Below are 12,810 nucleotides of genomic sequence, written 5' to 3' on the forward strand. Positions count from 1 at the left end.
TCGGACACCCTGATGTCGCTTTCCGGAAGGGATAGCTACGCCGGTGGTTCCCTAAATCGCCGTGAGGCGCACCCCGTACTCGCCCGCCAGCTCCGCGTACGCCTGCACAAAGCGCTGTGCCCGTGCACCCGAGGCACAGAAAACGCCCACACGCTGATCACGCACCGACTCAAACAGGCTCAACAACTCCGCGGGTACGTCGGTTGCCGGCAGTAGCGACCCCTCCGCGTCACTCAGCTGCGACAACGGCACATGCAACGAGTCCTCATGCTTCACCGACTCCTCACGCTCGGGCACCTCACGCACATCCAACAGAACCTGCGGGACCTCATGCGCCGACAAATCCACCGGCACCACACGCGCCGGATCCGGCACCGCCCCAAACGACGTACACGTACCCGACAAGGCATCATACGTCAGCAGAGTACCCGCCGCAGTCGGCAAACCACTCACAAACTTGAGCACCTCCGTCGCCATCAGCGAACCAACCACAGCCGTCGTCGCACCCAACACCCCGGCAAGCGCACACGACTCAACCGTCTGCGGAATCGTCGGAAAAATATCACGCAAATGCGCGCCATCCGGCTCAAAAAGACTCACCGACCCGCCAAAACGCAAAACCGTGCCCCACACCAGCGGCAAACCCGCAACCTGCGTAGCATCCGCAATCAGATACTTCGACGCAAACGTATCCGTACAATCCACCACACAATCCGGTGCCGACGCGGCGAAAAGATCCAAAATCCAGGACGCATCCACATGCCGAATCGTTGTCTCAACCGTCAACGACGGGCACAAATCTAGGGCACGGCGCGCCGCAACCTCCGCCTTCGGCTCACCCACATCAGACACACCAAAAAGCGGCTGACGCTGAATATTCGACAGCTCCACCGAATCAGAATCCACAATATGCAGATACCCCACACCAGCCGCCGCCAACGCCTGCACCACCGGACAACCCAAACCACCAGCACCAATCACCAACACGCGGGCAGCCGCCACCGCATCCTGATCAAAGCCCGGCAGGCGACGCTGACGGTCCGTGCGCTCGCGATCCAGGCGCGCATGCTCCGGATTCACCGGGGTAGGGGAAAGGTTTACATCCACGAGACAAAACCCTCCGACGGCGACGACGCCTTCGCGTGCTCACGCACCGGAATACGGCCAGCCTCACGCGCCAACGCGCCCGCCTGCACCGCAAACTTCATCGCCTGAGCCATCGCCACCGGATCCTCAGCACGATTCACCGCCGACGCCAACAACACCGCATCACAACCCAGCTCCATCGCCAGCGCCGCGTCGGAGGCGGTACCCACGCCGGCATCCAGAACCACCGGAACCTGCGCGCGAGAAGCAATCAGCTCAATATTGTGCGGATTCAAAATGCCCAGACCGGTACCAATCGGCGCTCCCAACGGCATCACCGCCGCAACGCCCGCATCCTCCAGGCGAGCGGCAGCCACTGGGTCGTCAGAAGTGTACGCGAGCACCGTGAAATCCTCAGCGACCAGCTGCTCGCAAGCATTCAACAGCTCCACGGTGTCCGGCAACAGGGTGTCTTCGTCGTGGATAATCTCGACCTTCACCCAGGAAGTGCCCAGCGCCTCGCGGGCGAGCATCGCGGTCATCACCGCATCAGCTGCGGTGCGGCACCCTGCGGTATTGGGCAGCGGCGCAATATTGAGCTTCTGCAGAAGCGGAAAAATGGGGGTGCCTGCGGCGTGACGGCGCATAGCGACGGTCGTCATTTCGGTGCCGGAGGCGATGAGCGCCTGTTCGAGCAGGTCCATGCTGGTTGCGCCTCCGGAACCCATGATGAGGCGGGATGTGAAGGTGCGGTCGCCGATGGTGAGCGGTGTGAGGCTCATGGTGTTCTCCTCTGTGGGAACGTCTAGATAACGGGGTTTGCTGGTTGGTGTTGGGTACTACGGTGCGCCCGGTTTAGGGAACAAAAACCGAGAATATCTGTTCTTTTTACCGGGGGTATTTGCTGGTACAGGCTGAAAGATTAGCCACCCTGAACGGCGGTGAGGGCATCCACCCTATCGCCCTCGTTCAGCGGCACATCCAGCCACGTGGAACGCGGCACGATACTGCGGTTGAGCGCCACAGCCACGCCATTTTCGGTACCGAACTGGTCCATGACAAGGTCAAATACGGTGGGGGCGTTGGTGGTTAGCGGCTCGCCGTTGTAGGTGATGATCATGCGAAATCCTTTCGTGAGGGCGCCGGGGTGCACCCGGCGGGGACTGTGTTTAGTGGGTGAATCGTGCCGGGTCGCACGCCTGCATGATGGGCAGAATCTCAGCCCCGCAGGCGACCTCCGCACCAACCTTGCCGGCGAGCGCGGCAAGCAGAATGCCGTGGCGGAAATAGCCCGTGGACACGAGCTGGCGGGTGCCGTCAGCGCGAGTGCGGTACCCGAAGATGGGCAGGTCGTCCGGGGTGCCGGGGCGGGCGCCGACGTTCGCCTCCAGAAGCTCGCACTCTTCAACCGCGGGCACCAGGCGGATTGCGTCACGTAGCAGCTGGTGTACGCCGTCAATGGCGGGTAGCGTGCGGTGGTCTTCACGGCTGGTTGCGCCGATGCACAGCTCCCCGTCAGGGCGGGGAATGAGGTAGACGGGGCGGGAGTTCACGTAGCCGCGCACCACATGCTTGAGGATGGGCCGCGGGGTGCGCAGACGCAGAATGTCCCCGTAGACGGGGCGTAGCGGGTAGTCCCCGTGCAGTGTTGCCCCTAGTCCGGTGCAGATAATGTCGCCCGCGTCCGGGTCGGTGACCCGTTCGGTGCTGAAGGTGACGCCGCGGCGGGTGAGGGCGTCTTTGAGGGCGCGCCTCATGAGCCGCGGGTGCAGCTGATGGTCGCTGGGGATGCTCACGGCGCCGGCAATACGCGGCGCCAGGAGCGGTTCGAGGGTGCGCGCCTTCGTGGGAGTGACGGGGTCTGCGGGGCGGTTCATGTCCCGGTAGTAGGCGCGGGTGCGTTGCAGGTGCTCGGCGTCGGCGCGGTCGGCTGCGACAATGAGCGTGCCGGTGGTGTCGTAGCCGGTAGGCAGGTCGGTGGCGCGGCTGAGCCTCTCCATGAGGGAAGGGTAGGCGTCGGCGCTGGTGGTCATGAGCGGGAAGAGCGCGTCCTGCTGAAATTGCACTTCTGCGATGGGCGCGAGCATACCGCCGGCGTAGTGGCTGGCGGCGGGGTAGAGTGCCGTACCGTCGTCGGCGGTGCCGTAGTCGCTGGTTTCGGCATCGATGAGGTGCACGCTTTCGCCGCGTTCGGTGAGCTCAAACGCGGTGGTGAGGCCAATGATTCCGCCGCCAATGATGGTGATGGTCATGGCTATGCCTGTAGCGCGGGGTTGTCGACGAAGGCGCGGACCATGGCGATTCCGGCAACTCCGGTGGTGCGGATGGCGGGGCAGTCTTCGGGGGTGATGTCGCCGATAGCCACGGTCGGCACGGCGGACAGTTCGGCAAGTTCGCGGAGCCCGTCAATGCCCAGGGGCGGGCGGTTGGACTGCTTGGTGGGGCTGGGGCGGAACGGCCCGGTGCCAATGTAGTCGATTAGGTGCGCGATTTTGTTGGATTCTTCGACGAGCTGCCGGGTGCCGGTGGTCAGACCGATAATCGCGTCGGCGCCGAGGAGGGCGCGGGCGTCGGCTACGGGCAGGTCGTCTTGACCGATGTGCACGCCGTCAACGCGTACGCCGCGGGCACGCAGCGCGAGGGCGACGTCTACACGGTCGTCGATGAGGAGGGTCTGGTGCGGCTGGATGATGCCGGCGATAGCTTCGGTGAGCTGGTAGAGCTCGCGCGCGCTGATGGGTTTGGACCTGACTTGGATGCAGGTGGCGTGTTTGGCTGCCTGGACGGTTTCGAGGGGGTTGTCGCCTGTGACGAGGTAGAGGTTCAGGTCGAGGGGGCGTGCGGGGGTGGTGTAGGGGTGCGTTTCGCGGGTCATGCGGGTCTACGATTCCTCGTCGAGTAGATGTTTTTTAGAAATTCTCTCATTGAATTTCTGTGGTTAGGTTAGCACAACTGTGTGGTGAGTTGAACATCCTTCAAGCGTTTTGAGGTGTGTGCGCTTGGCTCGCTATACACTTCCTTCGCTCCTACAGGGGCACCCGCCCTCGCAGAGCTCGGGCACCCTGATGTCGCTTCAGGAAGGTATAGCTGTGCTGCGCGCTCGTATGGGGCTACAACAAGCCCTGTCTCGATGAGCCCTCGGGAAGGCGCCCTGACCTCCCATACGGAGTCACCGCAATGCCCTCAACTTAATGTTCATTCTTGGCGAGCTGTTTGCGGTACCTAACCCCAGTATTCCCCCTCCCCGTTCCCGCACACTCTTCCCAAGCCGAGTCGCCTGCGGTTAGCCCCCTTACCGCGTAGCCGCACCCACTACTCCACCTGTCCGGAGGAGGGAGAGAGAAGTAGGGGAGAGGCCGGTATGTTCCGTCGCGACATCAGGGTGTCCGACGCGAAGCGAGGACGGGTTCCCTGCAGGAGCAAGGAACATACCGCCTCGACCCGCTTGACCTAACTCAAAATAAAAAGCCTCCTACCGTAGGGTAGAAGGCTTGTAGAGCGGCTGACGGGAATCGAACCCGCGTATCAGGCTTGGGAAGCGTGCGCTCTACCATTGAGCTACAGCCGCATCTTTTTCAGTGTATCGCGCTTGCTTGCCGGGGGTGAAATGTGTCGCGGTTGTTTATGTGCGGGGTGGCGGGGTTGAAATGTGATGTAGGCCTGTGTGCTGGGGCTGGTGGATGCCTGCACGTGGGTGGTGTTTGCCAGGTATCCTTTAAGCGTGCTTATTTCAGATCGCGATATTCGTCAAGAGATTGCTGATGGGCGCATCGTTCTTGATCCGTTCGATGAGTCGATGATTCAGCCTGCAAGTGTGGACGTGAGGATTGATCGTTTCTTCCGTCTGTTCGATAACCATAAGTACCCGCATATTGATCCTGCTCAGCCGCAGGAGGATTTGACGCGCCTGGTTGAGGTGGCTCCTGATGAGCCGTTTATTCTGCATCCGGGTGAGTTTGTGTTGGGTTCTACGTATGAGAAGGTGACTCTGCCTGATGATGTGGCTGCCCGTTTGGAGGGTAAGTCGTCGTTGGGTCGTCTGGGTCTTCTGACTCACTCTACGGCTGGTTTTATTGATCCTGGTTTTTCGGGGCATGTGACGCTTGAGTTGTCGAATATGGCGACTTTGCCGATTATGTTGTGGCCGGGTTCTAAGGTTGGTCAGTTGTGCTTCTTCCGTTTGAGTAGCCCGACTGAGCATCCGTATGGTTCTGGTGCGTATGGTAACCGTTACCAGGGTCAGCGTGGCCCGACTGCTTCGCGTAGTTATTTGAATTTTCATCAGACGATGATTCCTGCGGATGGTTCTGTGGAGTCTTAGTCTTTCCCGCTTTGGGGTGCGGGCGTGCAGGCTGTGTGTTTGTGCGCCCGCGTTGGGCGGTTTTTTCGCCTGTTGTGCTCGTGCGTTCACTCGCGTGCGGGTTTTTATCTCTCACTCTCTAAGGATTTTTGATGAATCTGAAGCCTGTTGTTCTGCGTGTTGCTGGCGCGGAAGTTTCTTTGTATCTGATTGATATGTCGGACTCTTTTGTGGAGCGTTTTAAGAAGGCGTGGGAGCCTCTTGCTCCGGAGTTTTTTGATACTCCTGATGAGGCGTATGCTTCGTTGTCTCGTTTTGATCAGGTGATGCTGGTGCATGCGCCGACTGATGAGTCGGTGATGGATTTGGCGAATCCGCTGATGGGTTCGTTTGATAAGGTTTCGACGCTGCGTGTGGCTGATGACGATTCGGGTATGCAGGATCTGACGAGCCGTATTACGTTGGCGATGATTGAGCAGCTGGTTGGTCGCGGTGTGATGCTGCATGCGGCTGTTATTGGTGACCCTGAGTCGAAGCGCGCTGTTGCGCTGGTGGGTGTTTCTGGTAGCGGTAAGACGACTGCGTCGCGTTTCTTGGGTTCGAAGTTTGCGTACCTGACTGATGAGACTGCGATTATTTCGGATGAGGGTGTTGTGTCGCCGTATCCGAAGCCGTTGTCTGTGATTGTTGACCCGAATGCGCCGAAGGATCAGCAGAACCCGGTGGACCTGGGCCTGAACGTGGTTGATCGTGATGACCTCAGCTATGAGCTGTCGCGTATTGTGTTCATTTCTCGTGATGAGTCGGCTTCGGAGCCGTATTTTGAGCGTGTTCCGCTGCACGAGGCTCTGGTGTTCTTGAGTGAGCAGAGCTCGGGCCTGGCGCGTCACCCTGAGGGTGTTGTGTCGCTGGCTAAGCTGGTGGAGCGTTGCGGCGGCGTGTGGCGCCTGGTGTACTCGGAGGTTGAGGATACTCTGCCGCTGGTTCAGGATCTGCTGAAGGGTGGTGAGCTGCCGAATGCTGATGAGGTTGAGAAGCTGGAGAAGTACACGGTTGAGGATCACCTGCCGGGTGTGTTCTTGAACGGTACGATTGCGGTGTCTCGTATGCCGGGTACTTCGGGTGTGCGTGTGGGTGAGGACGGCCCGTTCTTGCTGCTGTGTGACACTGAGCTGAATGAGCTGTCTGATTTTGCGGCTGAGTGCTGGCTGCAGGCTGAGGGCGACATTTCGTACGATGACCTGTTTGCGCGTTTGGCTGAGATCTTCGAGGGTCTGCCTGCGGAGGCGTATGACGAGAATTTGAGCGCTATGGCGGCTGGTTCGATGCTGTGGGTTCGTGTGATTGATGATCCGCTGATTGATGACGCGACCTGGGCTCAGATGACCGGCGATGAGGTTCTGGATGAGGAGGAGCAGCAGAATGCGCTGGATTCCTCTGAGGATGCTGTCTCTGATGATGAGGATGACGTGGTGGAGGACTAGCCACCGTGGCTTACTGAGTTCCGATTGATAGGCACTGCTTAAGCACGAGGGAGGGGCGGGTAGAAGAATGATCTTCTACCCGCCCCTCCCTGTGTGTTTGCGGGCTTGTATTTGCGGGGGGGGGGGCAGGACGCTTAGCCCCGCGACGCCTTACTGAGCAGCGTTACCGAGCAGCCTTACTGGGCTGCCTTGTCGCGGCGCTTCTGTTCACGCTTCTGCTCGCGGCGAGCCGCACGCATACGCAGCGGACCGGGCGCCTTCACCGGCAGCAGCAGGAGCAGACCCGCCACCACAACGATCAGAATACCGAGCACACCCCAAATCTGCGCGCCCATGATGCTCACGCACAGACCGAACAGCATCGGCGCCAGGAAGCTGGTGGCACGGCCGGTGGTCGAGTACAGGCCGAACAGCTCACCCTCAGTGCCGGGGTCCGCCAGACGCGCCAGGAAGGTGCGGGACGCCGACTGCGCCGGGCCCACGAACAGGCACAGCAGCAGGGCGCATACCCAGAACACGCCCGGTTCGGGGAAGAACATCAGCGGGGTAGCCGCCAAGATAATGCCGACCAGCGAGATAACAATAATCGCCTTCGGGCCCAGGTAGTCATCCAGGTAGCCGCCCAGGATCGCGCCAGCCGCCGCGACAGCGCTACCGGCAATACCGAACAGGATCACCTCGGAAGTGCTGAAACCGAACGTGCCCGCCGCGAGAATACCGCCGAACGTAAAAATACCGGACAGACCATCACGGAACACCGCCGAAGCAATCAGGAACCACAGAGTCTGCGGGGACGTCATCTTCAGCCGCTTAATGGTGCGCCACAGCGCCTTGTAGGAGGCGAGCAGACCGCCCTGACGAGCCGGGGAGAGACGCTCCATACCGAGCTCCAGGAAACGCAGTTCGCGGGTGGGCAGCACCTCCGGCAGGAAGCGCTCGCGGGTGCGCATACGCACCAGCAGCGGCACGCAGAAGATGAGGCACCAGGCGGCGGCGAATAGCGCGACCGCACGGATATTCAGGGCGTTATCGGTGGTCAGGCCGAGCACTTCGGGGGTAAGCACAAAACCCCACAGCACCACAGCCAGCGCCAGGATGCCGCCAATGTAGCCGGCAGCCCATCCGGCGCCCGAAATCTTACCGATATTCTCCGGGTGGGAGATGCGCGGCAGTACGGCGTTATAGTTCACGTACGCGAACTCGCTGAACACGCTTGCCGCAGAAATCAGGGTGACACCCAGCCACAGGTACTGCGGGGTGGGGCCCACGAAGAAGCACGCCGCCATCGAACCGACTAGTAGCATGGTGTTCACACCGAGCCAGAAGATGCCTCTGCCGGACTTATCGTTACGCTGACCGGTGACCGGTGCCAGAATCGCAATGAGGAAACCGGCAACGGTCAGACCCAGCGACAGTGCCGACGAAGTCTCTTCGGGCGTGCCGAAGTAGCTGCTGGTCAGGTACACGGTGAAGATGAAGGTCGTCATAATCGAGTCGAAGCTCGACGAACCAACATCCCACATGACCCAGGACGCGACCGAACGGCGGCTGTTCGCGTGGTCAACGACCCTACGCTGAGCCTTCGTCTTACGGCGGGGAGAAGAAATAGTCATAGTTGTGCTTTCGGATGCCGAGGTGGCGCTTCAGCGTAGCGGCGGCGTGAAACCGGCTGAAGTGGGGAGGGCGTGCTGAAGAGGGAACACCAGGCGGTACGTACCGAGCGAAGATACGTACCGCCTAGTTCATGAACTTTCGCGCGGAAGGCGCAAAGTCTTAGTTGAAGAAACGACGCTGCAGGCGAGCAATACCGAAGCTCACCACAGCACCCACGACGGAGGTCAGAACGGTCCAGAGGATGACCTGACGCAGGGTATCTTCAGACTCGTGGGAAATGGCGGGAGGCTGGTTACCGGTAGCTTTGGTCCAGGCTGCGCCCAGGCCCTTACCAACCAGGGCAGCAGCGCCCATGTTGATACCCGCAAGAGCAAGCTTAGCGACGGGGTTCATATGTATCTCCTTAGCTGTATACGATGCGGCGTCCTGCCCGTGAACCCCTTCGGGGTTGGGTGAGAAAAGAGCGCCACTCCCTAGCGTATAGGGTTTAAGGCGTTCGTGCCGCCTTGGAGCCTCTCCGTCCCAAAATTGTACACCGTGCAATTCTGTAATGTGGGCAGAAGAACGAAACAAAAAGCGGCAAATTGGCACGAACAGCCAGACAAGCCTACAATCGAACCTGGGTTCCCACCCGCACCACAACGGTACGGACAAGGAACCCCACACGACAGGGGAGCGCCACCGAGGCGCTGAGAGTGCTAAGCAGACCCTCGAACCTGATCCGGTTAGTACCGGCGTAGGGAGTCGAATTTCTTCTCAATGCCCTCGTCCAATCAGAGGGCGAGGACATTCCCCTTCCAACGACGGAAGGACCACCAATGTCACAGAACGCAACCCCCGCCTCCCAGGCATCTACCCAGGAAGAAGCGAAGAAGCCGAACCTGCGCTGGCGAGTCAACGAAATCGTTATCGCCGCAGTTATCGCAGTAGCCTGCGCCGTCATCTTCTGGATCTGGGACATCGCAGTCGGCCCCGCCGCCAAAACCGCACTCGTAGCAGCACCCGAATTCCGCCCCATCGTCGCCGGCGCATGGCTGCTCGGCGGTACCCTCGGCGGCCTGCTCATCCGCAAGCCCGGTGCCGCGCTCTTCGGCGAAATCGTCGCAGCGTTCATCTCCGTACTCTTCACCGGCGGCGCGTGGAGCGGCGAAATCCTGATCGCAGGCTTCTTCCAGGGCGTCGGCGCTGAAATCGCCTTCGCAATCTTCCGCTACCGCCGCTGGAACGCAACTATCGCCATCTTCGCCGGTGCGCTCAGCGGCCTGTTCATGGGTGTTAACGAAATCTTCATCTACTACCCCGACATGGAACCGCTCAAGGCAATCATCTACGTAGCGTGCGCCGTCATCTCCGGTGCAGTTATCGCAGGTTTCCTCGCGTGGATTCTCGTGCAGAACCTCGCCAAGACCGGTGTGCTCTCCTCGCTGGCATCCGGCAAGACCCGCCGCTAACCACCAGCAACTAGCCACTCACCACTCGGCACACTACAGCAGCCACACAAAAGGCTAAGGAACCATCATGGAAGCAACACCGCGCGGGGCGCGCATCGAGCTCAACAACTTCAGCTGGCACCACCCCGGACGCCCAGAACCCGTCATCAGCGGACTCAACCTCACCATCAACCCCGGTGAAAAAGTCCTGCTACTGGGCACCTCCGGCGCCGGCAAATCGACGCTCCTGCACGCCATCGCCGGTGTGCTCCACGATGACGACGGCGAATCCGCCGGCGGCACCATCACCATCAACGGGCAAGCCCCCGCCGAAGCGCGCGGCACCGCAGGCATGATGCAGCAGGACCCCGAATCCTCCATCGTCATGGCAACCGTCGGCAACGACGTAGCCTTCGGCCCCGAAAACCTGCGCGTACCCCGCGAAGAAATCTGGGGCCGCGTCACCGAAGCCCTCACCGCAGTAGGACTCAACCACCTGCCCCTCGACCACCCCAGCAGCGCACTGTCCGGCGGACAGAAGCAGCGCCTCGGCCTGGCGGGCATCCTCTCGATGCACCCCGGCGCCATGATCCTTGACGAACCCACCGCCAACCTCGACCCCTCCGGCGTGCAGGAAGTACGCGACAGCATCCTTGCCGCCGCGCAAGCCACCGGAGCGACCCTGCTCGTCGTAGAACACCGCGTGAGCATCTGGGCGCCGCACATGGACCGCATTATCGTGCTCGGCGAAGGCGGCACCATCACCCACGACGGCGCACCCGATACCGTACTCACCGAAGCCCGACAAGAACTCATCGACGCGGGTGTGTGGGTACCCAACTACGTACCGCGCGCGCCGCAGACTGCTGCGGGCGGCGACGTTGCGGGCAATAGCGTGCACGGCGAGGCGCTACTGCGCGCCGAAAACCTCAGCATCACCCGCGCACAACCCACCCCCAAACAACGACGCGCACGCCGACGCACCATCAAACGCCTCGGCGACACCCCCGCACCTGCACCCACCGACCTGCCCGTACTGCGTAGCGGCATCAACCTCACCCTGCACGCCGGTGAACACCTCAGCGTGCTCGGCCCCAACGGCGCCGGCAAATCAACCCTAGCCCTCACCCTCGCAGGGCTCCTCACCGCACCCAACGGTACCCTCACCGCCACCGACGCGCTGCGCAACTACGACGGTGGCAACCACAGCGGCGGCGAGTCCGAAAACCGCGCCCACTGGGACGTGCCCACCTGGACCCCCGCCCAAATGCTCAGCCGCATCGGCTACGTCTTCCAAGAACCCGAATACCAATTCATCCGCGGAACCGTACGCGAAGAACTCGAACTCGGCCCCCGCCGACTCGCCGCACTCACCCGCAACCCCCTCGACGAAGACGACCTCACCGCCCGCACCAACGAACTCGCAACCCACCTACGCCTCACCCACCTACTCGACGCCAACCCCTTCACCCTCTCCGGCGGCGAAAAACGCAGGCTCTCCGTAGCCTCCGCACTCGCCACCGCACCCAAAATCCTCATCCTCGACGAACCCACCTTCGGCCAAGACGCACGAACCTGGGCAGAACTCGTCGACCTCATCCGCGAACTCCTCGCAGGCGGCACCGCCGTCATCTCCATCACCCACGACGAAGACTACACCGCCGCACTCGGCGGCAACCACATCACCCTACCCGCCCTAGAACCCTCCGAAGCCACCGCAACCCCCGGAAAGGAGAACGCATGAACACCGACTTCTTCGGCACCATCGACCGAACCAGCTACTTCAGCAACCTCAACGCCGGCGTAAAACTCATCGTCTCCTTCACCCTCATCATCGCCGCACTCATCGTGCGCGACCCCCTCACCTCCGGAATCCTCTTCGCCCTCGAACTGCTCGGATTCATCCTCGTCGGATTCCGACCCGTCAACGTCCTCGCCCGCTTCTGGCCCATCCTCATCGCCGTCATCACCACCGGCTGGTCCGTCGCCATGCTTAGCGCCAAAAGCGGCACCACCATCCTCGACCTCGGCTTCAACACCATCACCACCGACTCCGCCGCCGTCGGTGCAGCCATGATGATCCGCTCCCTCGCCATGGTCCTACCCACCCTCGCATTCGTACTCACCACCGACCCGACCGACCTCGGCGACTCCCTCGCACAAACCTTCAAACTACCCTCCCGGTTCGTGCTCGCCACCGTCGCCGCCCTGCGCCTCGTCGGCATTCTCTTCGCCGAATGGAACGCCCTCGGCCAGGCACGACGCGCCCGCGGACTCGGCGCAGGCCAATCCCTCATTGGGCGTGCACAAACCTTCGGCGGTCAGAGCTTCGCCCTGCTCGTGCAGGCTATCCGCCGCGGCTCCCGCCTCGCCATCACCATGGAGGCGCGCGGCTTCGGCGCAGGCGAACGCACCTGGGCTCGTGTGCCGTCCTATTCGCCGCGTGACGTGCACGTGAGCATTGCCGCCGCCGTCATTATTGCTGTTGCCTACGGTGCATCTATTGCGGCGGGTACAATCCAGTTCCTCTGGGGCTAGTTTGCTCTTGCTGTAGTTTGTTCCGTTTTTGGTTCCGCTCGGGAGACGGTATTCGCCCTCGTTCCTACAGGGAACCCGCCCTCGCTTCGCTTCGGGCACCCTGATGTCACTACGGGCGATACCTTCTCCCCACGCTGGGACACGGATAGGGAGGCGCTTGTACTCTTCCTTCACTCCTACAGGGAGGCGGGGTGCCGCATATTTCCTCCGCGCCTAGCCCCCCACTTGGGACATGAGTAGGGAGGCGCCCGCACTCTTCCTTCGCTCCTACAGGGGCACCCGCCCTCGCAGAGCTCGGGCACCCTGATGTCGCTTCAGGAAGGTACACGCACCTCCTGCCTACGGTTCTGCTGCGAAC

The 12,810-nt window shown here is 61.5% G+C and carries 12 protein-coding genes, 1 tRNA gene and 1 riboswitch; of the genes, 5 read left to right on the top strand and 8 right to left on the bottom strand.

The features are described 5' to 3' along the window. Positions 1 to 51: 51 nt before the first annotated feature. The 6 genes from O3649_RS05945 to O3649_RS05970 all read right to left on the bottom strand — a co-directional run bounded on the left by O3649_RS05945 (position 52) and on the right by O3649_RS05970 (position 4,654). A complete protein-coding gene (locus O3649_RS05945; RefSeq protein ID WP_371573275.1) occupies positions 52 to 1,107 on the bottom strand; it encodes a ThiF family adenylyltransferase in 1,056 nt (351 codons plus the stop codon). After that, on the bottom strand, positions 1,098 to 1,868 hold the full coding sequence (locus O3649_RS05950; RefSeq protein ID WP_005509016.1) for a thiazole synthase: 771 nt from the start codon (positions 1,866 to 1,868) through the stop codon (positions 1,098 to 1,100). Before O3649_RS05950 ends, O3649_RS05945 begins: the two co-directional genes overlap by 10 nt. Positions 1,869 to 2,008: 140 nt before the next feature. Further along, entirely contained in the window at positions 2,009 to 2,206 is a 198-nt protein-coding gene (gene thiS / locus O3649_RS05955; RefSeq protein WP_049350535.1) for a sulfur carrier protein ThiS, read from the bottom strand. Positions 2,207 to 2,255: 49 nt separating this feature from the next. After that, positions 2,256 to 3,338, bottom strand: a complete 1,083-nt coding sequence (thiO, locus tag O3649_RS05960) for a glycine oxidase ThiO (RefSeq protein ID WP_371573278.1) — start codon at positions 3,336 to 3,338, stop codon at positions 2,256 to 2,258. Between the two features lie 2 nt (positions 3,339 to 3,340). After that, complete coding sequence (locus O3649_RS05965) at positions 3,341 to 3,961, bottom strand: thiamine phosphate synthase (RefSeq protein WP_371573281.1); 621 nt, start codon at positions 3,959 to 3,961, stop codon at positions 3,341 to 3,343. A 622-nt stretch (positions 3,962 to 4,583) separates the two neighbouring features. Beyond that, positions 4,584 to 4,654 (bottom strand) — tRNA-Gly (locus tag O3649_RS05970). 153 nt (positions 4,655 to 4,807) lie between these two features. Between O3649_RS05970 and dcd the strand changes: the two genes are divergently transcribed. Together dcd and O3649_RS05980 are read left to right on the top strand one after the other, a co-directional pair. Further along, positions 4,808 to 5,407, top strand: coding sequence for a dCTP deaminase (dcd, locus tag O3649_RS05975; protein ID WP_005509013.1), 600 nt, complete (start codon positions 4,808 to 4,810; stop codon positions 5,405 to 5,407). Positions 5,408 to 5,538: 131 nt separating this feature from the next. Further along, a complete protein-coding gene (locus O3649_RS05980; RefSeq protein WP_371573283.1) occupies positions 5,539 to 6,870 on the top strand; it encodes a septin family protein in 1,332 nt (443 codons plus the stop codon). A gap of 176 nt (positions 6,871 to 7,046) precedes the next feature. On the opposite strand, the gene O3649_RS05985 is transcribed toward O3649_RS05980, so the two are convergent. Further along, positions 7,047 to 8,483, bottom strand: a complete 1,437-nt coding sequence (locus O3649_RS05985) for an MFS transporter (protein ID WP_371573285.1) — start codon at positions 8,481 to 8,483, stop codon at positions 7,047 to 7,049. A gap of 160 nt (positions 8,484 to 8,643) precedes the next feature. After that, on the bottom strand, positions 8,644 to 8,877 hold the full coding sequence (locus O3649_RS05990) for a DUF4235 domain-containing protein (protein WP_005509010.1): 234 nt from the start codon (positions 8,875 to 8,877) through the stop codon (positions 8,644 to 8,646). Positions 8,878 to 9,143: 266 nt separating this feature from the next. Then, positions 9,144 to 9,244: riboswitch (TPP riboswitch) on the top strand. A gap of 58 nt (positions 9,245 to 9,302) precedes the next feature. On the opposite strand from O3649_RS05990, the gene O3649_RS05995 reads away from it, so the two are divergent. The 3 genes from O3649_RS05995 (at position 9,303) to O3649_RS06005 (ending at position 12,452) form a co-directional block, all read left to right on the top strand. Further along, entirely contained in the window at positions 9,303 to 9,935 is a 633-nt protein-coding gene (locus O3649_RS05995; protein WP_049357963.1) for an ECF transporter S component, read from the top strand. 67 nt (positions 9,936 to 10,002) lie between these two features. Continuing rightward, a complete protein-coding gene (locus O3649_RS06000) occupies positions 10,003 to 11,658 on the top strand; it encodes an ABC transporter ATP-binding protein (protein ID WP_371573287.1) in 1,656 nt (551 codons plus the stop codon). Continuing rightward, complete coding sequence (locus O3649_RS06005; protein WP_070687989.1) at positions 11,655 to 12,452, top strand: energy-coupling factor transporter transmembrane protein EcfT; 798 nt, start codon at positions 11,655 to 11,657, stop codon at positions 12,450 to 12,452. Before O3649_RS06000 ends, O3649_RS06005 begins: the two co-directional genes overlap by 4 nt. Positions 12,453 to 12,810 lie beyond the last annotated feature (358 nt).

This window comes from Rothia sp. 27098_8_29 (genome assembly GCF_041432785.1).
GTDB classification, from domain to species: Bacteria; Actinomycetota; Actinomycetes; order Actinomycetales; family Micrococcaceae; genus Rothia; species Rothia mucilaginosa.